At 50.4% G+C, this 26,045-nt stretch carries 21 protein-coding genes and 3 tRNA genes; 21 read left to right on the forward strand and 3 right to left on the reverse strand.

All coding sequences use genetic code 11. The features are described from left to right. Positions 1-615: 615 nt before the first annotated feature. Both BMW46_RS03340 and BMW46_RS03345 read right to left on the reverse strand, forming a co-directional pair. Positions 616-960 carry a SpoIIAA family protein gene (locus tag BMW46_RS03340; protein WP_074704737.1) on the reverse strand — a complete coding sequence of 115 codons (345 nt, stop codon included), beginning with the start codon at positions 958-960 and terminating at the stop codon, positions 616-618. 106 nt (positions 961-1,066) lie between these two features. After that, entirely contained in the window at positions 1,067-2,164 is a 1,098-nt protein-coding gene (locus BMW46_RS03345; protein ID WP_074704740.1) for an aromatic ring-hydroxylating oxygenase subunit alpha, read from the reverse strand. A 232-nt stretch (positions 2,165-2,396) separates the two neighbouring features. Here BMW46_RS03345 and BMW46_RS03350 point away from each other — a divergent pair, with 232 nt between their 5' ends. The 14 genes from BMW46_RS03350 to epsG all read left to right on the forward strand — a co-directional run bounded on the left by BMW46_RS03350 (position 2,397) and on the right by epsG (position 15,871). Then, positions 2,397-2,651: an exodeoxyribonuclease VII small subunit gene (locus BMW46_RS03350; protein WP_074704743.1), complete on the forward strand. Its 255-nt coding sequence runs from the start codon at positions 2,397-2,399 to the stop codon at positions 2,649-2,651. Then, positions 2,641-3,534 carry a polyprenyl synthetase family protein gene (locus tag BMW46_RS03355; protein ID WP_074704745.1) on the forward strand — a complete coding sequence of 298 codons (894 nt, stop codon included), beginning with the start codon at positions 2,641-2,643 and terminating at the stop codon, positions 3,532-3,534. Before BMW46_RS03350 ends, BMW46_RS03355 begins: the two co-directional genes overlap by 11 nt. A gap of 59 nt (positions 3,535-3,593) precedes the next feature. After that, positions 3,594-5,438 carry a 1-deoxy-D-xylulose-5-phosphate synthase gene (gene dxs, locus BMW46_RS03360; protein ID WP_074704748.1) on the forward strand — a complete coding sequence of 615 codons (1,845 nt, stop codon included), beginning with the start codon at positions 3,594-3,596 and terminating at the stop codon, positions 5,436-5,438. A gap of 61 nt (positions 5,439-5,499) precedes the next feature. Then, a complete protein-coding gene (gene folE2, locus BMW46_RS03365) occupies positions 5,500-6,291 on the forward strand; it encodes a GTP cyclohydrolase FolE2 (RefSeq protein ID WP_074704750.1) in 792 nt (263 codons plus the stop codon). Positions 6,292-6,455: 164 nt separating this feature from the next. Next, a tRNA-Pro gene (locus BMW46_RS03370) sits at positions 6,456-6,532 on the forward strand. Between the two features lie 35 nt (positions 6,533-6,567). Beyond that, a tRNA-Arg gene (locus tag BMW46_RS03375) sits at positions 6,568-6,644 on the forward strand. 65 nt (positions 6,645-6,709) lie between these two features. Then, positions 6,710-6,784, forward strand: a tRNA-His gene (locus tag BMW46_RS03380). A 1,013-nt stretch (positions 6,785-7,797) separates the two neighbouring features. Then, positions 7,798-8,601: an XrtB/PEP-CTERM-associated transcriptional regulator EpsA gene (gene epsA, locus BMW46_RS03385; protein ID WP_074704753.1), complete on the forward strand. Its 804-nt coding sequence runs from the start codon at positions 7,798-7,800 to the stop codon at positions 8,599-8,601. Next, positions 8,543-10,012 (forward strand): undecaprenyl-phosphate glucose phosphotransferase, encoded by a 1,470-nt coding sequence (locus tag BMW46_RS03390; RefSeq protein ID WP_371113491.1) that lies wholly within the window; start codon positions 8,543-8,545, stop codon positions 10,010-10,012. The genes epsA and BMW46_RS03390 overlap by 59 nt, the downstream gene beginning before the upstream one ends. Positions 10,013-10,241: 229 nt before the next feature. Beyond that, positions 10,242-11,462: an XrtB/PEP-CTERM-associated polysaccharide biosynthesis outer membrane protein EpsL gene (epsL, locus tag BMW46_RS03395; RefSeq protein ID WP_074705630.1), complete on the forward strand. Its 1,221-nt coding sequence runs from the start codon at positions 10,242-10,244 to the stop codon at positions 11,460-11,462. Positions 11,463-11,736: 274 nt separating this feature from the next. After that, positions 11,737-12,693 (forward strand): EpsD family peptidyl-prolyl cis-trans isomerase, encoded by a 957-nt coding sequence (locus tag BMW46_RS03400; RefSeq protein WP_256376937.1) that lies wholly within the window; start codon positions 11,737-11,739, stop codon positions 12,691-12,693. A gap of 28 nt (positions 12,694-12,721) precedes the next feature. Further along, positions 12,722-13,516 carry a polysaccharide export protein EpsE gene (gene epsE, locus BMW46_RS03405; protein ID WP_074704761.1) on the forward strand — a complete coding sequence of 265 codons (795 nt, stop codon included), beginning with the start codon at positions 12,722-12,724 and terminating at the stop codon, positions 13,514-13,516. A 15-nt stretch (positions 13,517-13,531) separates the two neighbouring features. Then, a complete protein-coding gene (gene epsF / locus BMW46_RS03410) occupies positions 13,532-14,923 on the forward strand; it encodes a chain length determinant protein EpsF (RefSeq protein WP_074704763.1) in 1,392 nt (463 codons plus the stop codon). Positions 14,924-14,941: 18 nt separating this feature from the next. Next, a complete protein-coding gene (epsG, locus tag BMW46_RS03415) occupies positions 14,942-15,871 on the forward strand; it encodes a chain length determinant protein tyrosine kinase EpsG (protein ID WP_177171025.1) in 930 nt (309 codons plus the stop codon). 177 nt (positions 15,872-16,048) lie between these two features. On the opposite strand, the gene BMW46_RS03420 is transcribed toward epsG, so the two are convergent. Beyond that, the gene (locus tag BMW46_RS03420) at positions 16,049-16,423 is read right to left on the reverse strand and encodes a VanZ family protein (RefSeq protein ID WP_218141750.1); all 375 of its coding nucleotides are present in this window, start codon (positions 16,421-16,423) and stop codon (positions 16,049-16,051) included. A gap of 1 nt (position 16,424) precedes the next feature. Between BMW46_RS03420 and xrtB the strand changes: the two genes are divergently transcribed. The 7 genes from xrtB to BMW46_RS03455 all read left to right on the forward strand — a co-directional run bounded on the left by xrtB (position 16,425) and on the right by BMW46_RS03455 (position 25,661). Further along, complete coding sequence (xrtB, locus tag BMW46_RS03425; RefSeq protein WP_074704766.1) at positions 16,425-17,339, forward strand: exosortase B; 915 nt, start codon at positions 16,425-16,427, stop codon at positions 17,337-17,339. Positions 17,340-17,341: 2 nt separating this feature from the next. Next, positions 17,342-18,019, forward strand: a complete 678-nt coding sequence (gene epsI / locus BMW46_RS03430) for an exosortase-associated protein EpsI, B-type (protein WP_074704768.1) — start codon at positions 17,342-17,344, stop codon at positions 18,017-18,019. Between the two features lie 61 nt (positions 18,020-18,080). Continuing rightward, the gene (locus BMW46_RS03435; RefSeq protein ID WP_074704771.1) at positions 18,081-19,547 is read left to right on the forward strand and encodes an oligosaccharide flippase family protein; all 1,467 of its coding nucleotides are present in this window, start codon (positions 18,081-18,083) and stop codon (positions 19,545-19,547) included. A gap of 46 nt (positions 19,548-19,593) precedes the next feature. Next, positions 19,594-21,075, forward strand: coding sequence for an O-antigen ligase family protein (locus BMW46_RS03440; RefSeq protein WP_074704773.1), 1,482 nt, complete (start codon positions 19,594-19,596; stop codon positions 21,073-21,075). A 108-nt stretch (positions 21,076-21,183) separates the two neighbouring features. Next, positions 21,184-22,254: a glycosyltransferase family 2 protein gene (locus BMW46_RS03445; RefSeq protein ID WP_074704775.1), complete on the forward strand. Its 1,071-nt coding sequence runs from the start codon at positions 21,184-21,186 to the stop codon at positions 22,252-22,254. Between the two features lie 54 nt (positions 22,255-22,308). Then, positions 22,309-24,582 carry a heparinase II/III domain-containing protein gene (locus BMW46_RS03450; protein ID WP_177171027.1) on the forward strand — a complete coding sequence of 758 codons (2,274 nt, stop codon included), beginning with the start codon at positions 22,309-22,311 and terminating at the stop codon, positions 24,580-24,582. Positions 24,583-24,839: 257 nt separating this feature from the next. After that, positions 24,840-25,661: a class I SAM-dependent methyltransferase gene (locus tag BMW46_RS03455; RefSeq protein ID WP_081355660.1), complete on the forward strand. Its 822-nt coding sequence runs from the start codon at positions 24,840-24,842 to the stop codon at positions 25,659-25,661. The last annotated feature ends 384 nt before the right edge of the window (positions 25,662-26,045 follow it).

A 26,045-nucleotide genomic window follows, 5' to 3' on the forward strand; every position in this document is an offset into this window, starting at 1 on the left:
TTTGGCCATCATCCGCTGTCGCGTCGTTCGAGTTCGAGATGCTGCTTGAAAATATCGGCCTTACCTGGCTCCCGGTAAAGGCAGTAGCTCGAAAAACAAAAAATAAATGCGCTAATCTGTGAAATCAACGAACCTTCTTATACTCAGCTCTTATTATCGTAATAGAGCAGCTTTATCATGCACTTCGGGCATTACCGAATCCCGCTCCTTCACGCAAGGAGCTGTCTCTAACACGCTGTCTGCTTTCGATTATCTACAGGATAGGCGATAAGCTCCATTCTGTACGAGTTGGCAGACGATATAAAGAGGTTTTGGAGAATGGAAGGGAAATGTGTGTCTTTTTTGCAACACTTGCCGGAACCGGACCCTTCAGCTTCGCGTTAGATCTGATCTCAATCTCTTTCGCAGCCGCGCGACATTTTACAGGAATCCATCTATCGATGGATCAACTCTTCTTTTATTTTCGAGGCGGATTATTGCAGCCCCGGGGGGCGGTCTTCCGGAATCACACTACACACCACAGGGAATCCTTGAAAAAATTCCTCGCCTGGAATAGGCCTGCCGCTGACTCCAAGGTGCAAAGCCGGATTTACACTCAATCAGTACCGGGTCGCCTCATCCTTCAAGCCATGTCTTTGCTTCGGCATAATCCCGGAATACCCTTATGTCGGCATCGACAAATAGATTGGATACCCAGGCCGCCCAGGCGCGCCACTGGTTTTCAGTGATTATCGCGATGCGGTTGAATTCGCTGCCGTGTTCCCGCACGAATTTGATGTCCTCCCAAGCGACATCAATGGTGTAGTTCAGCATATCCCGCCAATCGAACAGTACATTCACCTTGCCGTCGCGACCAGCCTTGCGGAGCACCTTGTCCTCGAATTCTTGGTAATCGGCCAAGGTGAATTCACCGAAAACAGCGATACTGATCAGATTTTCCGTTTCCTCAATGGTTATCATATGTTACCCACAATATAAAATTGCGCGGGCAGAGAAAATCCGGATAGTCCAAAAAATTCAGACTACCGCAGAAAAATCCGCTCAACAAAAGAATATCACTTATCGCTCAGATGTGCGGTTCAATTTCTCGCCGCAGAAACTTGTGGAAGTGCATCATGCCATCTTCCATCGGCGATTGGTACGGTCCGGCCTCGCTCACGCCTTGTTTGTACAGCGCACGGCGCCCTTCTGTCATCAGCTTGCAGATTTCATCATCCTCAGCAGCGGTTTCATGATAGGCGGCCTGTTCTGCTTCAATGAATTCACGCTCAAACAAAGCGATATCTTCAGGATAATAGAACTCCACCACATTGGTGCAACGCTCTGTTCCGGTAGGAAGCACCGTGCTGATGACCAATACATGAGGATACCATTCCATCATGATGTTGGGATAATACAGCATCCAGATTGCCCCATGCCTCGGTATTTCGCCCGCTGTCTGCAGCAACAGTTGCTCGTGCCATTTTGCATAGACGGGCGTTCCCGGGCGGGTCAGGGCGTTATTGATCCCTACAGTCTGAACGTTGTACCACTCCCCGAACTCCCATTCCAGCGCAGCCGTGTCAACAAAGTTGCCCAGGCCTGGATGGTACGGCTCGACGTGGTAGTCCTCCAGATAAACCTCTATGAAGGTTTTCCAGTTGCAGGCGTATTCATCTATCTGAAGGCGTTCCAGCACATGGCCCGAGAAGTCGAAATTCTTCAGGACTTGCAAGTTGCCCAGATCCCGCGCAACATTCCGCCTGCCCTGAAACAGGAGTCCGTTCCAGCTCTGCAAAGGCGTATTGGAAAGATTGAGGCAAGGGTTTTCGGGGAAATGGGGCGCACCGAGCAACGTGCCCTTCAAGTCATACGTCCAGCGATGCACCGGGCAAACGATGTTTCTGGTGTTGCCACTCCCTTTGAGCAGCAGTGACTGCCTGTGGCGGCAGACGTTGGACAGCAACTCGATACCATCCTTATTACGCACCAGCATTTTCGCGTTATCCATCCATTCAGGCACATAATAGTCGCCAATGTTTGGCACCATGATCTCATGGCCGACATAGCCCGGTCCCTGGTCGAACAGAATGCGTTTTTCCAGTTCAAGGATTTGAGAGTCGAGATACCAGTCAACCGGCAGTTGCGTTGGAGCCAATTGGCAAACATCAATCAGATCGACCATATGCTACTTTTCACCTTTCAAATAAAGATGGCTGGATTATCAAAACCAGGAACGGCAGGGAAGACAAGGAAGAGAATGAGCATGCCCTCATGTCCTTGCCCTGAAACGCTTATAATCCGACTAAGAAACCTCTTTCGTGGGAAAGTTTCGTGTATTTAATTGACCTGACACCACTTATTGCGTTATTTTTGCCGTTTGCCCGCAATACACCCATTCTGACAGCGTGTTTATCATGACAAAGCCCGCCGACCCCGTCAAATTTTCCCCTCCGGAAGGTTTTGAAGCTGCGCTGGCTGAGCTGGAAAGCATCGTTCTGGAAATGGAAGCAGGGCAGATGCCGCTTGAAGAATCCCTCGAAGCTCACAAACGTGGGACGGAATTGCTACAATATTGCCACTCCAAGTTGCAGGATGCGCAGCAACAGGTACGCCTCCTTGAAGCCAACACACTGAAAAATTTCTCCCCTTCCGGTATTGATGACCGCTGATTTCCAGGATTGGGCGAGAAGCCACCAGGTACGCATCGAAAATTCCCTGCAGACCCTGCTTCCCGCCGCAGACGTCGCGCCTGAGCGCTTGCATGAAGCGATGCGCTACACCGTTCTGGGTGGGGGCAAGCGCGTCCGGCCTTTGCTCGCTTTTGCAGCCGGCGAGCTGAACAATGCGAATGAGGAGAGGGTAACGATTGCTGCTGTCGCAGTGGAACTCATTCATGCTTATTCGCTCGTGCATGATGATTTGCCCTGCATGGATGACGATGTATTGCGTCGGGGCAAGCCTACCTGTCATATCGAATATGGGGAAGCCATTGCCCTATTGACGGGTGACAGCTTGCAGAGCCTCGCTTTTCAGTTGCTGGCCGAATATCCCCTGGCTGACACCCCGAAGATGCAACTTGAAATGATCAGGCGTCTGGCGCAAGCGGCGGGTTCCCGCGGAATGGCGGGAGGGCAGGCTGTCGATCTTGCCAGTGTCGGCAGGACATTAAGCCTCCCAGAACTGGAATTCATGCATATTCACAAGACAGGCGCGCTTATTCGAGCCGCGGTAATGCTGGGTGCCTGTTGTGGGAGCAGGTTGGACGAAGCCCAGTTGGCAGCCCTTGATCATTTTGCCAAATGCATCGGTCTTGCATTTCAAGTTGTCGATGACGTTCTCGACGCCGAGGCAACCACTGCCGCCCTCGGTAAGACTGCCGGCAAGGATGCCGAAAACAATAAGCCTACCTATGTGAGTATTCTGGGGAGCAAGCGAGCTCGCGAGCTCGCGGAGGAGTTGCGGCGGGAGGCATATGCATCCCTGGAGATGTTTGAGGCAGCCGCGGGACGATTGAGGCAGGTAACTGACTTTATCATTCACCGGGAATTTTGAAGAATTTTGACGGCTAGCGTGTTTCCCGGAAAAAGGATTTTGTAATTTTCAAGGTTTAAATGCACTCATTGCTCAATACCATTACCGATCCTGTCAAGCTGCGGGCACTGGAACGCAAGTTGCTGCCACAGCTTGCAGACGAGTTACGCCAATTCCTGGTTGAATCGGTAGCCAAAACCGGCGGTCATCTGTCCTCTAATCTTGGCACGGTCGAACTGACCATCGCACTGCACTACGTTTTCAATACACCCTACGACCGCCTGGTCTGGGATGTGGGCCACCAGACCTATGTCCATAAAATTCTGACCGGACGGCGCGAAGGCATGAGCAAATTGCGCATGCGCGGCGGTATCGCCGGCTTTCCGCGCCGGGATGAAAGTGAATATGACGCTTTCGGCACCGCTCACTCCAGCACCTCCATCAGCGCTGCGCTTGGAATGGCAGTAGCATCGCAGCGGGAGGGCAAGAAGCGGTCCGTGGTCGCAGTGATCGGTGATGGCGCGATGAGTGCCGGCATGGCGTTCGAGGCTTTGAATAATGCCGGCGCCATGGATACCAACCTGCTGGTCATTCTGAACGACAACGATATGTCGATTTCCCGGCCAGTGGGAGCGCTCAACAATTATCTGGCGCGCCTCATGTCCGGCCAGTTTTATGCAACCGCACGGCGCGCCGGCGAGAAAATGCTGGGAGTGGTTCCACATGTGCTGGAACTTGCCAAGCGTGCCGAGGAGCATGTAAAAGGCATGGTGACGCCAAGCACGCTGTTTGAAGAATTCGGTTTCAATTATATCGGGCCTATTGATGGCCATGATCTTGACGTGCTTGTTAGCACGCTCAACAACATCAGGCATCTTCGCGGTCCCCAGTTTCTGCACGTGGTAACCCGTAAGGGAGCGGGGTACAAGGCGGCGGAAGACGATCCGATTCTTTATCACGGCGTAACCAGGTTCAATCCCGATGCCGGCATCATTCCCAAGGCTTCAGCCAAGCCGTCCTATACCCAGATTTTCGGGGATTGGCTGTGTGACATGGCGGCATTGGATCAGCGTCTGGTAGGGATCACTCCGGCCATGCGGGAGGGATCGGGTATGGTGAGGTTTTCCCACGAGTATCCCGATCGTTATTTTGACGTGGGCATCGCCGAGCAGCATGCCGTCACTTTCGCAGCCGGCCTCGCATGCGATGGGTTGAAGCCGGTGGTGGCGATCTATTCGACATTTCTCCAACGCGCATATGACCAGCTGATTCATGACGTGGCCATTCAGAATCTTCCTGTCGTGTTTGCCATAGATCGTGCCGGACTGGTGGGAGCAGACGGACCTACCCATGCGGGAAGTTTTGATCTGACTTACCTGCGCTGTATTCCGAACATTACCGTAATGGCCCCTTCGGATGAGAACGAATGCCGCCAAATGCTGTACACCGCTTTTCAGATGAATACGCCTGCCGCTGTGCGTTACCCTCGAGGTTCAGGTAGTGGTGTGACTCCGCAGAAAGAGATGCAGATGTTGCCGATCGGACGCGGTGAAATACGGCGGGAGGGAGCAGAAATTGCATTGCTCGCGTTCGGCAGCATGCTCCAGCCTTGCCTTGAGGCAGCGGAAGAATTGAATGCGACAGTCGCCAATATGCGTTTTGTCAAACCGTTGGACGATGATCTCGTTGCATCGCTGGCAGCCAATCACGAATTGCTCGTTACGGTGGAGGAAAACACTGTCATGGGCGGCGCAGGCAGCGCGGTTCTGGAATCACTATCTGCCCGAGGTCGTACAGTTCCGGTATTGCAGCTGGGTCTGCCGGACACTTTCCTCGACCAGGGCGACCCCTCTCAGATGTTGAGCGAGTGCGGGCTGGATAGGGAAGGTATCGTACACGCCATAAGAGCGAGATTCCCCAAGTAAACCGCCCACTTTTGCATCGCATGCCTTTGATATGCGATGTTCTTCCTTGCAACCGTACACGATGAACAAAACGCTCATTGCAGATGTGCAAAGTGTGGCCGATACGAGACGCATTGCCATCGACAAGGCGGGGATCAGGGCAATCCGCCATCCGGTAAGAGTAATGGATAAGGCTCGCGTTCAGCATACAGTGGCCGTATTCAACATGTATGTAAACCTGCCGCATCACCTCAAAGGGGTGCACATGTCTCGTTTTGTCGAGATGCTGAATGAGCATGATTCGGTAATCTCGGTGGAAACGTTTGAAAAGCTGCTGGTTTCGATGGTGAAGAAGCTCGAGGCGGAATCCGGCGATATCGAAATGCGCTTTCCGTATTTCATCGGCAAAACCGCGCCGGTTTCCGGAATAAAGAGTCTGATGGACTATGACGTTACGTTCATCGGACAAATCAGAAACGGAGAATACCGCTTCACTTTGAAAGTGGTCGTGCCCGTAACGAGCCTTTGCCCATGCTCCAAAGAGGTATCGGACTATGGAGCGCACAACCAGCGGTCCCATATGTCCATATCAATCCGGACAAATCATTTTGTATGGATAGAAGATCTGATCCGCATCGCGGAAGATCAGGCAGCCTGTGAGCTCTATGGATTGCTTAAACGCTCAGACGAAAAGTATGTCACCGAGAAGGCCTACGGTAACCCCAAGTTTGTCGAGGATGCAGTGCGGGATATCGCATCAGTGCTCAATCGGGACGAGCGGATAGACGCTTACACAGTGGAAGCGGAAAATTTCGAATCCATTCATAATCATTCCGCATATGCCCTGATCGAGCGCGACAAATTGAAGAGTTGAACTCTCTCCCGTCTCGATCTGTTTCCTGCGCCCGGTTCCTTGATCCAGTGTCCCCGCTTCGGGGATAAGGTACAGTAATAAGCGCAATCCTATGCTCAATCTGATTTTCCCCAGGGAATCAAAATTGACCTTTTAGCGGCGGAAAGGTATATTATCGCCCTTTCCGGGGTGTAGCGTAGCCTGGTAGCGCGCCTGGTTTGGGACCAGGATGTCGGGAGTTCAAATCTCTCCACCCCGACCATTCATGCTAATTCGAGGCGAAATCCGATTTGAGTGGTGCCCGTAGCTCAACCGGATAGAGCACCAGCCTTCTAAGCTGGGGGTTACAGGTTCGATTCCTGTCGGGCACGCCACAAGCTATCTCTCGTCGTAGCCCTGCAGCGGGTTTCGGAATTTTGTATTGCGATTTTCTCGGATGGTGGCTGTAGCTCAGTGGTAGAGTCCCGGATTGTGATTCCGGTTGTCGTGGGTTCGATCCCCATCAGCCACCCCAAACATCTACCCATCCATTTCACTCAATGCGAGACTTTGCGCACCGCAGATCCTCGCTATTTGAACTTGACCTGCGCAGCGTGAAGTAAACGGCATAACCCTATGTCCAATCAGTTGTGCGCGCAGCATGACGTACACAATCTTTCAGTTTGAAATCTTTTGTAGTAGAGTCTTAAAAGCGGGTGGGCTATGGGTAAAGTGCGACGAAACAAGGAACTTTATCAGAGTCAGGATTTCACCCTTTTCCTGCTTGGGAGGCGAAAGCAATCAACTCCCATACTTAACTCTCAATAAATTCAGATCATGATTTCTTCACAACTGGCCGGGGCTGCCTCTATTGTCAGCAATTTTGCATAACCCGTTTACGTACGCCGGCAGCGCAAGAGCGTCCATCTCTAGCCGTACCCTGGTTTTTATCCAGTTGTCAGCCTTCACTTGCAAAGCACATGGATCTGCCGGTAGCAACCCCTAAACAGCCCCTTGTCCGAGCCCCCAATATGCCCTTCGTAATACCTGCTTCGGGTTTTGACTCCGATTATCAAGCTTCCTCCCAAGCGGCAAATTTATATTTATTGAGGTTATGTGAATTAGCGAACAGACAGTCTTTTTATTACCGGTAATATTTGATCCTTGCCCTATTGCTGTTCTCGCTCTTGCTCTTTTGCAGGTAGTTTTTGCAGATAGTAGTCGTTAGAAGGGAAGACTTTTCACCTGTTATCCCTGATATCGATGTAGCGGTATGGAAATACTTTGGTAACAGTAGTGAGTCATTATTTCAAATACTCCCGATAAAGCGGAAGCCCAAAATGAACCACAGTGTCGAGCAGAACTCACAGCGTCCACCATTGGAAAGACTGAGGGGGAAACCAAGGGCGTTTGCGCTGTATCAGAGAAAGAACAACCCACTACGGAATGTAACGGCAGCGTCCGCCCACAATTTACATTTGTTTTATCGCTAGTATCAAGGCCTGAGTTACTTAACCCATTCAATAAACCAATTACTCACAAAATAAAATGGGTTTCTTCCCTCCGTTCACTGATGATCATCTTCAGCGTTACTTTCGCATCATTCAGGAAGGAACAGCAGTTCGCCGCCATTTTGACCTATTAAAATGGCTGCAAGGGGAAGTGCAGCATTATTTGCCTCACGAGATCCTGCTTGCGGCTTGGGGCGATTTCGGCTCGAACAATGTTCGATACGACATTATTTCTCCGCTGCCCGGTCTCAGAACGGCGCAATTGCAGTTGGACCGGCTTTCTCCATTGCTGCGCGTATCCTACAAGCGATGGATTGAGATGGGACGCATTCCTTGTGCATCCAGGGTTTACGAGGCGCAGTTAGGCGTGTCGGAGATTCTTCAGGGGGATGGGGCGGCGCACTGCTCTTTTGGAAGAGCGTTACGCAACATGCGTTCGTCACTGTTCCACGGTATCAGCGATGAGCGCGGACACCATGATTGCCTTTATGTCGTCTTCAGCTCGAAGGATAAGCTTGACGATTCAACATTGATCGCAATGGAAATCCTGCTGCCCTACCTTGATACGGCTTTGCGCCGCGTAACACCCTTGCCGCAGCACTCCTGCCGGCCCTCCCTCCTCGCAGATGCGCCGGAGTATGATCTCCATGGACTGAGCGAGCGAGAGGTCGAAATAATGACCTGGGTAAGAAAGGGCAAAACAAATGCCGAAATCGGCAGTATCCTGCGCATCAGTTCTTACACTGTCAAAAACCACCTGCACCAGATATTCCGGAAACTCGATGTCTACAACCGGGTGCAAGCCATTTCCAAAATTGAGCAACGCGTTGGTCATGGCTGAGGCAAATCCCACATTTTCCGCTTCAACTGTTACCACCCGCCAGGTGAAAGGCCCGCTGGCTAACAATATGTTGAGCGCGGTCGAGTCGGTGCTTGATCCGGCAGTACTGACACTTTCGTTATGGCTGATAAGCACCAGTTTTGAAGGCGAATTGCTCCCGCCTTATTTGATCCTGTCGGTGATCGTGTTCTCTATCTCCTTTCCGGGTGCGTCACATCTTCGATCATCCGTCAAAGTCCTCATCTTTGACGTGCTCTACACCTGGTTCTGGATGGTTTTGCTACTGTTTTTTCTCGGTTTTGCGACCGGCTATATCGCGCAATTCTCCAGCCAGGTGCTCATCACATGGCTATGGGCTGCGCCCCTAAGTCAAATCGGCGTCCATCTGCTGTTTCGTATCGCCGCACCCTATCTTCTCATGCTCCAGGGTCCACCCCAGCGCGCCATCATAGTCGGCATGAACGAGCAGGGAGTGGCACTCGCCCGTCGTATCCATGAGACGCGTTATTCGAATATGGAACTGTCCGGTTTTTTTGATGATCGGAATGAGAGTCGACTCTCGCACGCGCGGCATAATCCCTTGCTCGGAAGGCTTCGAGAACTTCCCGAATTTGTCAAGGAGCATCGCATTCAGTTCATTTATCTGTCGTTGCCGATGGCTTCCCAGCCACGCATTCTGCATGTTCTCGAAGAACTGAAAGATACGACGGCCTCCATCTATTTTGTACCCGATATGTTTATTACGGATCTTATTCAGGCGCGCAGTGGCACAGTGTGTGGTACGCCGGTTATCGCTGTCTGCGAATCGCCTTTTACGGGCTCCAATGGGATGGTCAAGCGCGCAAGCGACATTATCCTCTCCCTGCTTATACTGCTACTCATATCACCACTTCTGCTGCTCATCGCGACTGCCATCCGGCTGGATTCGCCAGGCCCCATTATTTTCAAGCAGCGACGCTATGGACTGGACGGAGAGGAAATCCTTGTTTACAAGTTTCGATCGATGAGCGTCTGCGAAGATGGGAATACCATCCGGCAAGCACAAAGGAATGATAACCGCATAACCCGCGTCGGAGCTTTCCTGCGGAAGAATTCCCTGGATGAATTGCCGCAGTTCATCAATGTATTGCAGGGGCGCATGAGCATTGTCGGTCCCAGGCCTCATGCAGTAGCGCACAACGAGATATATCGCAATCTTATAAAGGGCTACATGATCCGGCACAAGGTAAAGCCGGGAATTACGGGTTGGGCGCAGGTCAACGGCTACCGTGGGGAGACGCGGACCCTCGACAAGATGCAGGCGCGTATCGATCATGACCTCGATTATTTACGCAACTGGTCGTTGCGGCTCGATTTGCACATCATCTGCAAGACTATCCTGGTAGTACTGAAAGATCGGGCTGCATATTAAGTGCTTCTCTCTCATGCGCCGCAAAGCTTCTCAGCAGTCATTAACACGAATAACACTTCCGCTATCCTCCCGTTAGTCAAGGTGATACTCTTGCAGCCTCCTTTGTATCGGAAAGATAGAGATATCTAAAATGAAAAAAAGATTGCCGTTAAATCTTTCCTTTGGTCGCCGTCGTTGGATCGCAGTAATTGCTTCTTTAAGTTTTTTTTCGTGGGATGCGCAACAGGTAATGGCTCAACAGTCGATGCCACATCCCCCCAGGAAGGTTCCCGACAAGACTTTCAGCGTGACCGCGGGCACCACATTTACGTACGACAGCAATGTCTTTCGTTTGTCTCCTCTCGTTAATCCGGTTGCATTAACCGGTCAACCGCGTAGAGCCGATCAGATCATTATCACGTCTGCAACTCTTGGGTTTAATAAAACATATTCCATGCAACGCTTCGAGGTAACCGGTACCTTGGTTGATAATCGTTACATGAATTTTGATTTCCTTGACTTTCTCGGAAAAAATTACAACGCGGCCTGGCACTGGTATGTAACCCCTTACCTTCATGGCAGATTGACTAGCCGCCACAGTGAAGCCCTTAACAATTTTGCAAACCTCTCCGGTTTTCTGAATGCCACGAATCGCAACCTGCGCACCATTGACAACTATCATTTCGATGGAATTCTTGAGCTTAACAGGGCCTGGCATCTCATTGGCGGTCTTGACCATACCGTCATGAAGAACAGCCGCTTAACCATTCAGGATTTCAACAACATGGTTTCCTCGGTGGAGGGGGGAATACGCTATGTCTCAAGTTCCGGCGGCACGCTCACTTACAGAGTGAGAAGCGGGCGCGGGGAGTTTATCAATCGACCGGAGCCTCTTGCCGACGTTCTCTTTGATACCCGTTTCGATGAAATGGAGCACGATCTCCGCGTGCGTTGGCCCATCACGGTCAAGACCTCCATAGAAGGACGAGTCGGCTACCTCGATCGCAAGCATGCTCATTTTTCCCAGCGGAACTTCGCCGGCTTCGTGGGCGATCTCAATATAAGTTGGATGCCAACCAGCAAACTGCAGGTGGTGGGGGGGTGGTCCAGACAATTGTCCAATTATCAGACTGCACCATTTGCCTTTCAGAATTCTATCTATGAGCGTTTCTCGAGTAGTTACATTGCCACTAATCGCTTCTCGATTGCCCCGACCTGGCAAATCACGGAAAAGACTGCATTGAGGGTGCGCTATGATTATGTTATCAGTGATTTTCATGGCGCTGTTATTCCTCTTCCTACAGAGAGTCGAAGCGATCAAATGCATTCCGGTTTGGTTGCTCTCGATTGGCGGCCACTTAACACACTCTATTTAAGCGCCGCTTTTCATCGGGATCATCGCAGTTCCAACCATCGCGGCTTTGACTTTGACAGCACCGCAGGAAGTGTTTCAGCCACGCTTAATTTTTGATGATCAAGCAACTCATGTTTCGCTATTATTACTATTGAGAGGAGTTGGGAAAAGGTGATTTACAATGGGAGTCTGATAGTACGAACGGACTATTGCGGCCAAATACCACCTCGGCTACCGTGGTTGTCAGATACCTGAATTACACGCCTGTATTGACGAGAATCTGTGTCCTGGCAGGAAGTTTAAAATATTTGAAAACACCGGATTGTTTTAAATTATTTGTCCTATTCTTTAACCGAAAAGCCAATGGCTCAACAAATTTGATCATATGAAAATGAATCGTCAGAAATTCATAACGCCACTATTACTCCCGTTGCTTGCTTTAGGACTTGTGGCTTGCGATAAAAAGGAATCACAACAACCGGCCAGTCAGGTAGCGGCCAAAGTAAATTCCGGCGAAATCTCCGTGCATCAACTCAATTATGTTCTGGCCAGAGCCACGCGCAATAGCGCAAATTCTCCGGAAAACGCGTCCAGGATTCGGCGGGAAGTTCTTGATCGCCTGGTCGATCAGGAGCTTGCGGTAGAACAGGCTATCAATAAAAAACTTGACCGTTCACCGGAGGTTCTCATGGCCTTGGACAACGCCCGTAGAGAGATCCTTGCACGTGCCTATCTCGAGCAGATCACTGCGGCCACTCCAAAGCCAACCGTCGAAGAAGCAAAAACCTACTATTCGGAACATCCACAGCTTTTCGCGGAACGCCGCATTTATAACATACAGGAAATTGTGCTTCCTTCATCAGTCGGTGTCGCGGACGAGTTGCGGCAAATGCTCGACTCAGGCAAACCCATGGAAGACATTGCGAAGTGGCTGAAAGGCAAGGAGATAAAGTTTGCCGCTGGCAGCGCAACACGTTCTGCCGAGCAGATTCCTCTTGAGCTCCTGCCCAAGATACATCCGCTGAAACCCGGCCAGGGTCTGCTCATCCAGGGCCCGCAATCGATTACCCTCATGCGGATTGCCGCCGCCCAAACAGCGCCGATTACCGAAGCAGCAGCGTTACCGCGTATCCAGCAGTTTCTTGGAAATCAGCGCGCGGCGGAAGCCGCGAGGGGGGAAATAAAGGCTCTCAAGGCAAAAGCCAATATCACCTACATGGGCGAATTCGCTGCTTCGGATAAAAATGCATCCGGCGGAGAACATTCCGTTTCGTCAGTCGCCAGTTCTACGGATACGAGTTCGCCGCAAGCCGACCTTGAAAAGGGTGCGGCTGGTTTGTTGAGATAACGCAATTATCAAGAGGAAGTTCGACAATATGTTTCAAATTTTGGTTCGTACCTTGATCCTTTTATCGATGTTGTCTTCGGCTAAGGCTTTTGCCGAGAGCCCTGACTACCCGCTGGGTCCGGGTGATATCCTGCGCATTCAGGTTTTTCAAAACCCCGACCTTACTACTGAAACCCGGGTTTCCGAAAGTGGTTCCATCACGTTTCCGCTGGTTGGCGCTCTCGAGGTCGGAGGGCTTTCTGTTGCTTCTGCCGAAAATAAGCTTGCAGCCGCCCTTAAAAAGGGTGGTTTCATAAAGCAACCTCAGGTAACCATTGTCCTCCTGCAGATGCGAGGCAGTCAGGTGAGTGTGCTGGGTCAGGTTAATCGACCGGGACGCTTTCCACTGGAAACACTCAGTAGAGTGAGTGACATGCTGGCTGCCGCGGGAGGTACCACCGCGCTCGGCGATGATTTCGCAATCGTTACCGGTACACGCAACGGACAGGCCTTCCGAAAGGTGATCGATATTCCCGCACTCTATCTGGAAGAGAGATCCGATGAAGATATCATCCTTGCTGGAGGAGACACGATCTATGTTCACCGGGCTCCCGTTTTCTATATTTACGGCGAGGCACAGCGACCCGGCGCTTATCGTATTGAGCGAGGCATGACCGTAATGCAGGCTCTGGCTCAGGGCGGGGGGCCTACTCCGCGAGGTAGCGAATGGTGGTTGCGTCTTCATCGCAGAAACGCGGATGGGGTCGTGGAGAGGCTTTCACCCGAAATGACCGACGCTGTCCAGCCCAACGACATAATCTATGTGCGAGAAAGCATTTTTTAAGCGTCCTCCGTACCTATGACACTTCAACAATTTTTACTCATCCTTCGTGCCCGGTATAAGGTAGTCCTCTCTATTTTATTGTTTACGGTAATCGCTACCCTAATAGTCAGTTTGTTATTGCCTAAACAATATACCGCCGGTACAGCTGTAGTGATTGACATTAAATCGCCCGACCCGGTAGCGGGGATGGTATTGCCCGGCCTGACGTCCCCTACTTACATGGCTACCCAGGTAGACGTGATCAATAGCGACCGTGTAGCAGAGCGCGTCGTAAAAATGCTGCGCCTGGATGAAAGTCCTATGGTAAAGGAGCAGTGGGAGGAGGACGGAAGCAAGGGTGAGCTTACCATCTGGCTGGCCAACTTGCTGAAAAGAAAGCTTGATGTCAAACCTTCCCGGGAAAGCAACGTAATCTACATTGAGTATACCGGGAATGATCCCAATTTTGCCGCAGCTGTTGCAAACGCCTTCGCTCAAGCCTATATCGACGTGAATCTGGATTTGAAGGTCGCTCCTGCCCGCCAGTATGCACACTGGTTCAAAGGACAAACTGCCGCGGCCAGGGATGAGCTTGAGCGAGCCAAAGCTGCACTTTCCGTGTATCAACAGGAAACCGGGCTCGTCGCCACCGAGGAACGTCTGGATTATGAAGTAGCCAAGCTCAATGAACTTTCAAGTCAACTCACTCTTATTCAAGCCCAAACATCGGACAGCAGCAGTAAACGGAAAGCCGCTGAAGATCCGGACACTTTGGCTGAGGTCATACAGAGCCCGCTGATAAATAGCCTCAAATCGGACATTGCGCGCCTCGACGCGAAGCTTCAGGAAAGCAGCGCCTATCTGGGGCCAAATCATCCACAAACCAAACGCACGCAATCTGAACTCGCATCTCTCAAAAGCAAGCTATCCGCTGAAACGCGCAAGATACATAGCAGTATCGGTACTTCATATGAAGTGGGGAAGCGAAAGGAGCAAGAGTTGCTCGAAGCGATGGAAAAGCAAAAGGGGCGCGTGCTGGAGCTTAACAGGCAGCGTGATCAGATGAGTGTCCTTCAAGGGGACGTGGAAGCTGCTCAACGCAATTTCGAAGGCATAAGCCAGCGTAGTGCTCTCACCCGTCTGGAAAGTCTTTCCGTTCAGACTAACATAACCCCGTTGAACCCTGCTTCAGTCCCGAGTGAACCGTCAAAACCCAAGTTATTGCTCAATATGCTGATTTCCATTTTTCTTGGGACACTGCTAGGTGTAGGTGTCGCCCTAGTAATGGAATTAATGAATCGACGTGTGCGTTCTGTAGAGGACATCGTGGAAGCCATAGAGATTCCGGTGCTGGCGGTAATGTCCGGCCCGTCTCGCAACAAGCTTTCGAGTCGTCTTCCCAAATTACCCAACCCGGAAACCAGTTAACTCAAACGGAGCTACATCATGAATCCCGTAAGCGCCAGTTTGCCGGCTATCAAGCGGAGTCAGAATTCCAATCCCCGCGAATCGTTCTTTGCTGGCCGAACTCAAATCATTGGAAATAGCAGTTCGATCGGAGCCATTCTCGTCAATGCGGGAAGGCTGTCCGAGGAGAATGTGACTCGCATACTGGAAGCGCAAGTACAGCAGCAAAACCACTTTGGTGAAGCCGCTATATGCCTCGGTTTGCTCACGGAAGACGATGTGCGCTTTGCTCTTTCGCGGCAGTTTAACAATCTCTATCTGCCAGCAGGCGACAACAGTCTCAGTCATCATTTAATTGCGGCTTACAAGCCGTTCAGTCCTGTCGTCGAACACCTGCGAAGTCTGCGCAGCCAGCTCATGCTACGCTGGTTCGAGCCAGATACGGACCGGAACGTGCTTGCCATTGTCAGTCCCGGACTGGGAGAAGGTAGAAGCTTCATAGCTGCCAATCTTGCCATCGTTTTTTCACAGCTTGGCAAAAGTACATTGCTCATCGATGCAAATCTTCGTGCGCCCCGTCAACAGGAATTCTTTAAAGTGAATACAGGGGGAGGCTTATCCAGCTACCTTGCAGGCCGTGCTGGCTTGGAGAGCATTGTCAGAATTCCTTCATTGCTTGGTCTTTCCGTACTGCCCGCGGGTGCAGTACCGCCAAATCCACAAGAACTTATTGGTCGATCCGTTTTTGCGGATTTGCTGCAATCGGTTGGCTGCGAGTTTGATATCGTTATCGTGGATACACCCTCAGCAAGCGAATACGCGGAAGCACAAATCATCGCGACGGAGGCATCTGCTGCCTTGATTGTCCTTCGAAAGAACCATACTTCTCTATCACGCACCATGGAGCTGGCGCGACGTTTCCAACAGACGGGTGCTGCGGTGGTAGGTTCTGTGCTGAATGATTTTTGAATAATAAAAGCGGCATAGATTCATGGTCATACCCCCATAGATGATTCGCATGATCGAAATTCTAGGAACATCAGGCGCTAAACGAAAGGGATGATATATATCTTATATTTTCTTCATTTTCTTGATTCGCTTGTGAAAACAGAGAGGAGGGCTATTGGCGCAGTTGAGAAAGCCGTATTAATTTCGGCGCCGCCACTCTGCCTCGAGCAAGGCAATACCGATAAGACTACCTGTCACATCAGCGGCAAAATCATCCCACCCTGCCTTGCGGCCGGGCAGATAGATCTGATGCCATTCATCAAACAAGCCGATCAGCGCTGCTCCGAGAAATGCGAGACCCAGCTGTCTCCAGCCAGTGAGGCCACTTGCCGCACCTATAGCGCAGGTGAGCAGGGCGAAAATAACAGCGTGGACAAGCTTATCCCAAGGACTGGGTATCAGGTTTACGGCAACAGGGTGCGCTCCACCGGCAAATAGACCAGTCAGAATTCCCAGCACGAGCAACATGGAGGCAGTGCGAAGGTAGCGAGATAACAGATGTTGTGAAAACAAAATGATTATAAATTCCTCAATTATCTTCAATAAAAAAAATCTGCCAGTGGAACCTCGCAATCTCATGCTCATCTGGTTGCCTATCATTGCCGGATTAATCGTACTTTATTTACCAAGTCTGGTCGATCTTTTTCGCGGTGTCTGGTCCACCGATCAGCAAGCTCATGGACCGATTGTGCTGGGTATCGCTTGTTGGCTTATCTACCGGAAATGGCCGGAAATGTGGCATCAGAGCGAGTCGGAGCCTTCAGCTCCGACTGCAGGCTGGCCGATCTTCATTTTTGGCCTGATGTTCTATGTGATCGGACGCTCCCAGGAAATCCTGCTGTTCGAAATAGGCTCGGTAATCTGGCTGCTTGCCGCCATTGTTTTGCTTATGCGTGGCTCCCGAGCGCTTAAGGTGCAATGGTTTCCGCTCTTTTTCATGTTGTTCATGATTCCTCTCCCCTCCGCGTTCGTCGATGCTCTGACAATGCCGATGAAAATGGCAGTTTCGTATGTGGCGGAAACCATTCTTTTCTGGTTTAACTACCCCATCGCGCGTACCGGAGTAATCCTGCAAATCGGGCAATACAAGCTGCTGGTAGCAGATGCGTGTGCAGGTCTTCATACTCTCTTTACGCTCGAGGCGCTGGGCCTGCTCTATCTTAATCTGGTTCGTCACGACTCGTTATTCAGAAACGTCGCATTGGCTATCCTTATTGTCCCGATATCCTTCACCGCCAACGTTATCCGGGTAATGGTACTGACGCTGATTACCTACCATTTCGGCGATGAGGCGGGGCAAGGCTTCCTGCACGGCTTTGCCGGCATGGTACTGTTCCTCAGTGCTTTGCTGCTGATCATTGGGGTCGATTCGCTATTACAAATGGCAGTCAGGTTGCGTGTTAGAAGCAACGTGCTCGGCGAAGTATGACGATGAATCCCTGGCTAAGAAATTGCTTACTTCTGGTACTCATGCTCGCTGCCTCAGGCCTCGCGCTCGCGCTGAAGCCTACCCAAAAAATCGCCGATCAGGGTCCGGCAGTCGACCTCGAAAAAATAATACCGAAGGAATTCGGAGACTGGAGGGAAGAGCAGCACAACTTTATACAAATGGTCGATCCCCAGCAAAAAGAGCTGATCGAACGTATCTACACCCAGACACTGAGCCGTACGTATGCGAATTCCAACGGCTATCGCATCATGCTGGCAATAGCCTATGGCGACGACCAGAGAGATTCCATGCAAACACACTATCCGGAGGTTTGTTATCCCGCACAGGGTTTTGAACTGATATCGAGAGAGAAAGGAAGCATTGTCTCCCCAACGGGTTCGATTCCCGTTGTGCAGCTCGTAACCTCGCTGGAAAAACACAGGATTGAACCCGTCACGTATTGGGTAATGATAGGCGACATGCCAATAGTCCAAGGCTGGAAAAAGAAGCTGGCGGAGATGCAATATGGTTTGAGGGGGCTGATTCCCGATGGACTGCTTTTTCGGGTCTCATCCATTGATGAGGATAACCGGCACGCATTTGAAATGCACCAGGCATTCATAAACGATATCCTGGCTGCAATGCCGGTAATGCAACGAAAGCGATTTTCAGGAACGTGATCATGTGGATTTCCACCCGTCTCTTTGCATCCTCTTTCGGGAACGTTTGAAATAGGCGTATATGAGTCTTGCAGTCAAGAGCTTAAGCGCCGTCAAGAGCAACTATACCGGCACGATCATTCGAATTGCCGCGCAGTTGATTGCGCAGATTTTAATCATGCGGCAACTCGGTCCCGAACTGGTAGGCACGTTTGGTTATGCGCTGCTGCTCCAACCAGTACTGGCTGCGATCATCGATCAAGGCTTTGGGTGGGCTTTGATACAAGGGCATTTCAATGATAAACGGGAAATCGCTACAGCCTTTTCCAGAATCATGCTTTTATCGTTTATTAGCATGCTTGGCGTCATCGCCATCTCATACCCTGTTGCAGATTATCTCGAAAATGAACTTGTTGGAGCTGTATTCAGGTACACCGCTCCTTCGTATCTGTTCCTCGGATTCTTTGCGATATCACAGGCGAAACTGCGGGCTGAACTTCGATTTCGAGAAATTCAAATCTCAATCACCGGCGCCTATCTTATAGCCTATCTCACTGTAGGGGTGAGCATGGCCTACGCGGGCTTCGGTGTCTGGGCGCTGGTTACAGCCTGGTATGTACAAACCATTCTCCAGGTTGTCATCGGGCATTACTATAGTCCACACTCATTAAGACTGACGAATCCCTTTCAGCCTACCAAGAGTGGTCCAATTGGACGTCAAGTGGCCGGAATCAACGTCTTGAACTGGACTGTAGATAACAGTGGTGGCGTATTCGTTGGTAGCCTCGGTGCATCATCATTAGGTAATTTCAATGCTGCTTCCATGTTGGCCCGCACCCCTGCGCTGCACGTGGTACAAACGCTTCAGACTATCCTTTTTTCCACGGCTTCCGCAATTGGTGATGATCAACGGCGAATAAAGCGTCTTTACCTAAGCGCCCTCGCCGCGGTCAGTTTTATCGTCTTTCCGGCATTTGGATACACTCTCACTCATGCAGAACTGATCATTAAGGTGGTGTTCGGTAACAAGTGGCTTGACTCCGCTGGCATTTTTTCCGCTATGTCCATAGGCATGATTGCACTTGCGATGAGTTCGCTTTCCGGTGCGATCCTTACCGCAACCGGTGATCAGAAAATGGTGCTTTATTCCCAGACAGTTTGCTTGATCTTCATGATCCTGGGTCTGTACTTCACGATAGACATTGGCCTCGTCTATGTGGGGCTCGCCATCACTGTTGCGTACATTGCTCGATTCGTATTACAGCTAAAAGCAATAGCAATAAGGGGTGGAATCACGCCGGCCGAGTTCATTTCGGTAATAAGAGGGCCTTTTTTAATCGCGATGTTTATGGCCATACCTGTTACCCGGCTTGGCGACTTCTCGCCTGCAGCAGTGATTCCCATCGAGTTGCTGGCACTTGTTCTCAAGTGCTTCGTGTTTCTGCTTCTGTTTAAAGCATTTCCCCGCTTTTTCTTTAGCTTCAGTCTTACAGATTTGCTGATGAGATTTTCGGGAGGTCGCAGGGCGGTCACCTTGCTGGGCCTTTGAATGGAACCATATATCAACGGCGTAATATCGTTTACGAGGATTTAGGGTGCTTACAGTCATCGTTCTCTTGATCGTGGCATTCGTTTTCGCGCTTTGCTGCGTGGCCGCCGTGATTGCCGTTGTAGGTGTGGCGTCGAATTGGCCCGGTCGATTGTTCAGCTATTTGATATGGATGATAGTTGTAGCGAGTGCTGGCACAATTATCCTTTCCGAGCGTGTTCTCAGAATTGAGCAACAAGGATTTGTTGTCACATCGGAGGGCGAGATGGGAGGAACCATACTCGCCAAGCTGCTCCTGGCGGCCGTCATCGGAGTCTCCGTTGCGCTATGTGCGGCCTGGGTATTTACATCGAGCAAAAAGAGGGCTCAGAATGATCGCTTCAAGCGGAGGAAATTGTATTCACCTAACGATATCGTCATAGCGTTTATGGTGTTTTATGTGGCGTTCAGCATCTTGCCGCTTGTTTTTGGTGATAGCCATTATTTTCATGTATCGCTGATTTATCCATTTTTCGTATTTCTTGCCCTGTTCCTTTGGGTGCGGATGTCAAGTAGCGATCCGATAATCGTTGTCAAGCAGTGTCTTGCAGTAATGGTGGTCGGCAGTTTAGTCGCTGCGGTGGTTGCGCCAAGCCTTGCAATACAACCTGGCTATACAAGTCTCATTCCCGGATTCACAGCACGCCTTTGGGGCTTGGCCGGCCACGCAAATTCCATGGGGTCGGTAGCCTGTGCTCTTCTTCTCCTCGAGGCAGCGGAGCCTTCAGCAAAAGCATGGGTTAAAGGATGTATTCTCGCAGTGGCAGCGCTGGCATTGATTTTGAGCCAATCGAAGACATCGATTGTGGCTGCCTTTATCGGACTTTGCATCATTCTTGGTTGGCGGTTGCTGTCCAATGTTGGCGCAAAAGCAAGAATCAGCCATACAAATCAGAGTCACGCACTTTCCATTTTGATCGTTGCTTTTAGTGCATTTCTCGCAATAGGTGGAGTCTGGTTGATGTTCTCCGATACATCTCTCCTGACATCACTCGAACATCAGTTGGAAGGGAGGGCAGTCGGCCACCTGGAAACTGGCAGCGGGCGCACGTATATATGGGACAGAGCAATTCAAGGCGGCATGGAGAGCCCCTTGTTCGGACAGGGGTTGGATTTCTGGCATCTTGAAAACAGGCTCCGTTGGGGTCTCACTGGCGCAGTCAACGCTCATAACCTGTTTCTACAGGTATTTTCCGTCTCTGGATTTATCGGATTGGCGGCTTTATTGGTGTTTCTTTATTTCTTCTTGCGCTACTCCATACGTGCAGCGAAAGTCACGCGCGGGGGCAGCATAGCGATGTTCACCGTTTTTCTCATCCGGTCGATGGCAGAAGTGGCAATTACGCCAAATTCCATTCTCGGAGGCGAGAGCCTGGCGATAATGGCTTATTTTATCTATGCTATCGATAGAGGCGCTAAAGGTTTTCAAGAAACTCGCGCAGAACCTACCTGGCGGAATGGTTTTGTCAAGACTGCAGGAATTAGATAAGTAATCTGTCCAAATTTTATTCCTTTTATTGAAAATCCTTCTGATACTCCATGAGTCAAGAAATAAGGATGATTGATAGCATGAGTCTCAATCTTAATGAGGTGCAGTATGAGATTGTCAGTCCTAATAAAGACCTATAACGAAGGGAGCAAGATCGCCAAGTGCATTCAGTCGGTTCTTGATTCCGTTCAGGGAATAGAGGGAGGAGTCGAGATCATCGTGGCGGACTCGCTATCCACCGATGATACGGTTGAAATAGCAAAGAATTATGACATCAAAGTAGTACAGCTGCGTTCCATCGAGGATCGTGGCTGCGGCAGCGGTGTTCAGCTTGGGTTTCAGCATTCGAGTGGACGCTACGTGTATCTTCTGGACGGAGATATGGAGCTGCAGGCTCCCTTTCTCTCTCAGGCTCTCGAATTGTTGGAGGGCGATTCCCGGCTTGGGGGAGTATCTGGATTATTGCGGGATAGAACGATAAGGAATTGGTTCGAGCGCCAGCGCAATAACCACAAGCCCACGACTCCAGGGGAGGTGGCATGCTTGCCGGGGGGCGGGTTATATCGCCGTACCGCTATCGAAAACGCGGGGGGATATGCGGGAAACCGTAATCTCCAAGCCTTTGAAGAAGCCGAGCTGGGTTTTCGGCTGCGCAGCCAGGGCTGGCGACTGGTCCGTATACCGGTGGTGGCGGTTCTTCATACCGGCCATGTCGGTACGACCGGTTCCTTGATTGGACGGCTATGGCGAAACGGTCGGGTAGCCTCCGGGGGTATGTTCCTTAAGCTTGCACTTGCCCAGCCTTACAGGTTTGATGCAATCAGAATGTTTATCCATCCATTGGCTACGCTTGCCTATTGGATCATCTGGCTGGTCAGTCTGATCCTCGTGGAAGATGGGCGGATTTTGGCTGGACTGACGGGATTTGGTCTTCTGGTGTACGCATGCCTGGTTTTCAAGAAACGGAGTTTCAGGGATGCGGCAATATCTATGCTGCTGTGGCATTTGGCAGCACTCGGGATCATTAGGGGATTTGCGCTGCGTAACCTTCATTCGCCCAATGCAGAAATCCCTAGCGTCGTTTTAAAGGAAAGTGAATCAGAGGCGGCGGTTGTTCGCGAGATGCTTCCGTCAACACTTGCCATCGAACCTAAAAGAATCGGTGCCGCGAACTATTAACTTCGATTGCTAACGACTATGTTTACAAAACATATACTTCAAGCATTTGCTGTCATGAGTTTGCTCGCTTGTGCTCAGGCTGGATATCAACAACCACCTCCAGAGAAAATCGACAATCGGGTGAGCGATTGGGCAAGGCCAACAGCCGCCGAGCAGATTCCCCTCGCGCCGGCGAACGGAACCATAGTGAAACAGAATCCGCCGGATTTCGACTGGCGGCGCATAAACCTTTCTACGGAGTACGTACTGGTAGTACAGCAGGAAGGGGGAAAACGGTATGAGTGGCGGACTCCGCGGAACTGGTACTTGCCCTCCGCCAGTCTGCCGCCGGGTAAATACTCCTGGCAGGTTCGTCCAATCGGAGCGGGTAGCGAGGTTGGCGCAAGCACCTGGCGTCAATTCACAGTTCCTGCGGATGCGATAACCTTCGTCGTTCCGAGTAACGAGGATTTGCTGCGGGCACTGCGGGATAAGCCCAGGCCTCGCAGCCTCCTGCGAGGTAGGGATGAAAGCAAGTTGCGTTCACTCGTGCCGAGCGAGCGAAAGAATGTCGTGGAAGTCGTAAGGAAGCAGGTACAAAAGAAAATGGCTCGCCCCGCACTTGGTGCGGCGCCGAAGAAAGTTGAGCGCAAAGTCGGCAAGGAGGCGGATTGGGCCAACTCCTTGGTCGCCATTCGAAATTATGTGACGGAAGATGTGTGGCAACTCAGGGCCGCAGCTCTTCTCTGGCAGCTTAACCGCGATCCGGCCCTGCTGGCAGAGGTGCTGAAAACCGGCAATGCGCTTGCAGCATTGGATCCGAACGGTCCTACAGGATATAAATCCCAGGACCAGGCATCCCGTGATATCGCAATTGGGCTTGCCTCAGCCTACGATTGGCTCGGAGATGCAGTGCCTGCGGAATCCCAGAAGCTATGGCTAAAAGCAATCGCCGCACGAGGCCAGGCCATGTACGAAGATATTCTGGGAGGGCAAAGGCGCTTCGACGTCTCACACTACGACTCGCACGGATGGACAAATCTGGCGTATCTCGCTGATCTTTCCGCATTAATGGTCGGAAGTCTGCCAGAGGCTGAGAACTGGTTCAACGAATCTTTCCGTTTCTATATTCACACTGTGAGCCCCTGGGGAGGCGAGGAGGGGGGCTGGGCAAACGGCTCCACTTATGCTACCTGGTCGCTTGGTGACGGAATAGTTTCCCGCTGGGATTCGATTCGGGCAGCGACGGGGGTCAATATTTACAACAAACCGTGGTCGCAAGGATTTCTCAAATACTTTGTGTATTTCGTACCTCCGTCCTCGCCCACCCAGCTTTTTGGCGATGGCGCAGAGATGCCTCCTGACTTCAGCCTGATTAAAGGTTTTGCGTCACGGTACGACACTCCACTGGCGGCGTGGTACGTTCTCAATATCGATAAAAAAGAAGACTTCGTACGGCTTTTGGCAGCTCCGGATCCTCTTCCGGTGGAAGGGGTTAAACCTCAGCCGCCTCAAACAAATGCGATCGCTTTTCACGATATAGGATGGGTGGCGATGCACAGTGCAATAGTCGATCGATTGAGAACTTCAATCTATTTCAAATCAAGTCCATATGCAGCGTTTAGCCACAGTCACGCCGATAACAATTCTTTTGTTCTCGTATCCAGGGGAGAGCCTTTGCTGATCGATAGTGGATATTACGACTGGTATGGGTCTCCTCACTGGAAGCAGTGGTATCGGCGAACCAAGGCTCACAACGCCATAACCTTTGATGGAGGAAAAGGCCAGGCAGAGAAAACAGGTCCGGAAAAAATGACCGCGAAAGGGCGATTGACGGAGTTTCATACCAATGGGAAAGTCGATTTTGCGGAAGGAGACGCAGTCGCCGCCTACGAAGGGGAATTGCTCCAAGCGAGGAGGCGCTTGTGGTACTTACGGGATGAAAACGTGCTCATCATCCATGATTCCCTGCGATCTGCCGCTCCACGTCAGTTCGAGTGGAATATTCACGCTCTCAACCCCTTTGAGATCAAGGAGACGGGATCGATCGAGGTAAAGCAGAATACAGCGCGCGCCTGCGTTGATATGCTGCGGCCGCGTGCCGTTGAGTTCATGCAGAACAACAAGTTTGACGCCCCCCCAAAAAAGCGGTCCGCAGAGAAGGATGAGGGCGGGCTCAAGATGAATGATCAGTGGCATGGACGCTTTCAGACCAAGGATCGAGAGACAGCGGTGGAGTTTCTTGCAGTGATCAATGTAGACTGCAAGAACCTACCGATAGAGATAGGAAACTTCGAAAGCAGTCGGGACATTAAGGTAGGTAAGGAGAGTATTCATATTGCCGAATAAAGCAAGCAATGTCGCTACTGTTTTATCCCTGAGATAGATATCAAGTCTGTATGAAATGAAATTGCGGCAAATAGCACTGACCTTTCTCCATGGATACATGCCCTATATCCTATTCGGGGCTGCCTTACTGTTGTAAATACCCCGGACTTTGAGTAACGGAAAACCTCCTTAAATAGAGAACTTGGTAAGACTTATGCTGGAGAAATAGTGCCCTAATCGAGAGGCAGGCGGTGAGCAATCCAAAATGGAGAGACAAAATGCAAAATACCGGTAGAATTTGCGTGGCTGATCCTAATCATCGCTTAAGTCAAAAAAGATTTGCCAGAAATTCCAGAGACATATTTATTTGTCCTGATTGTGGCTGCATCATGGCTGATGTTGACTTCGATCATGATCAATATGAGTCTGGAGAGTACTATACTATGCAGCATAAAACAGTACAAAGTATCGAAGAAGTATGGGGATTCAGATGGCGCTATATTCTAGCTCAGATTTTGAAAATTAATGGGTGTTCATCCTTGCTCGACGTTGGTGCAGGCAATGGATATTTTGTGGCTTTAGCTTCAAGAGAATTTTCTTTCCATGCAAGCGGATTAGAAATATCGCAAGAAGAAGTCCAATTCGCTGAGAACGTCTTAAACATCAGGCTTATTAGAGAAGATCTTACTCAACATAATCTCGACTATGACGTAGTTACTTGCTTGAATGTACTGGAGCACGTAGTAGATCCTCAACTGTTTTTATCCCATCTGGTAAACCGGGTTAAGCCTGGTGGGCTTCTAGTTATTACTACACCTAATCCCGCTTGTATTCATCGAAAGGTAAAGGGATTAAAAAACTGGAATATGATAGCGCCTCCCCATCATATTAATCTTTTTACAAAAGAATCCCTGTACATCCTCTTGATGCGCTACGGCTTAATACAACTCGATTACCAAACGCTAAGTACTTATGTGAACTTTGTAAGAGGATTTGACACTGAGAATCTTCTTCTCCGACGGTTATTTTTCAATTTACTAAAAACATTCGATCTCGGCGCTGATCATTTTTTCATTGTTAAAAAGCCAGCTCAATGTTAACGGAAAATTAAATTCTATTTGCAAGAATTCTCCTAAGCAAAGGAAGATATTAACAATTTGAAAAAGAAGCAAATGCGATTGAATGAGATTCGATTGGCCCTCCGCTACGGGATACGTAAGTTGTATCGCGATTCCTGGTTATGCCACTTTCGTGCTGAAAAAACTGCTGAGGCAGGAAACAGAAAGTGCGTCCAACATTGAAATCTTTTCCCGGCAACAGCCTGCTCATCTTTCCGGTTCCACAACCTCGCAAACCATCAGTTTACAATTGTTCACGCGTCATCTTAATCCCGGATTTTTACCTTGCTGTATAGATGAACTGGAACGATTTTCGTAAAGTATTGTGTAAGGAGTAAATGGAAGTAATCGGGGGTGGCATCGCAA

It is taken from the genome of Nitrosospira multiformis, from assembly GCF_900111585.1.
GTDB lineage: Bacteria > Pseudomonadota > Gammaproteobacteria > Burkholderiales > Nitrosomonadaceae > Nitrosospira > Nitrosospira multiformis_B.

Bases quoted from the DNA above. Each gene is read 5' to 3' on its own strand.
- BMW46_RS03340 (WP_074704737.1), bottom strand. From the start codon at position 960: ATGATAACCATTGAGGAAACGGAAAATCTGATCAGTATCGCTGTTTTC.
- BMW46_RS03345 (WP_074704740.1), bottom strand. From the start codon at position 2,164: ATGGTCGATCTGATTGATGTTTGCCAATTGGCTCCAACGCAACTGCCG.
- BMW46_RS03350 (WP_074704743.1), top strand. From the start codon at position 2,397: ATGACAAAGCCCGCCGACCCCGTCAAATTTTCCCCTCCGGAAGGTTTT.
- BMW46_RS03355 (WP_074704745.1), top strand. From the start codon at position 2,641: ATGACCGCTGATTTCCAGGATTGGGCGAGAAGCCACCAGGTACGCATC.
- dxs (WP_074704748.1), top strand. From the start codon at position 3,594: ATGCACTCATTGCTCAATACCATTACCGATCCTGTCAAGCTGCGGGCA.
- folE2 (WP_074704750.1), top strand. From the start codon at position 5,500: ATGAACAAAACGCTCATTGCAGATGTGCAAAGTGTGGCCGATACGAGA.
- epsA (WP_074704753.1), top strand. From the start codon at position 7,798: ATGGGTTTCTTCCCTCCGTTCACTGATGATCATCTTCAGCGTTACTTT.
- BMW46_RS03390 (WP_371113491.1), top strand. From the start codon at position 8,543: ATGTCTACAACCGGGTGCAAGCCATTTCCAAAATTGAGCAACGCGTTG.
- epsL (WP_074705630.1), top strand. From the start codon at position 10,242: ATGGCTCAACAGTCGATGCCACATCCCCCCAGGAAGGTTCCCGACAAG.
- BMW46_RS03400 (WP_256376937.1), top strand. From the start codon at position 11,737: ATGAATCGTCAGAAATTCATAACGCCACTATTACTCCCGTTGCTTGCT.
- epsE (WP_074704761.1), top strand. From the start codon at position 12,722: ATGTTTCAAATTTTGGTTCGTACCTTGATCCTTTTATCGATGTTGTCT.
- epsF (WP_074704763.1), top strand. From the start codon at position 13,532: ATGACACTTCAACAATTTTTACTCATCCTTCGTGCCCGGTATAAGGTA.
- epsG (WP_177171025.1), top strand. From the start codon at position 14,942: ATGAATCCCGTAAGCGCCAGTTTGCCGGCTATCAAGCGGAGTCAGAAT.
- xrtB (WP_074704766.1), top strand. From the start codon at position 16,425: ATGATTATAAATTCCTCAATTATCTTCAATAAAAAAAATCTGCCAGTG.
- epsI (WP_074704768.1), top strand. From the start codon at position 17,342: ATGAATCCCTGGCTAAGAAATTGCTTACTTCTGGTACTCATGCTCGCT.
- BMW46_RS03435 (WP_074704771.1), top strand. From the start codon at position 18,081: ATGAGTCTTGCAGTCAAGAGCTTAAGCGCCGTCAAGAGCAACTATACC.
- BMW46_RS03445 (WP_074704775.1), top strand. From the start codon at position 21,184: ATGAGATTGTCAGTCCTAATAAAGACCTATAACGAAGGGAGCAAGATC.
- BMW46_RS03450 (WP_177171027.1), top strand. From the start codon at position 22,309: ATGAGTTTGCTCGCTTGTGCTCAGGCTGGATATCAACAACCACCTCCA.
- BMW46_RS03455 (WP_081355660.1), top strand. From the start codon at position 24,840: ATGCAAAATACCGGTAGAATTTGCGTGGCTGATCCTAATCATCGCTTA.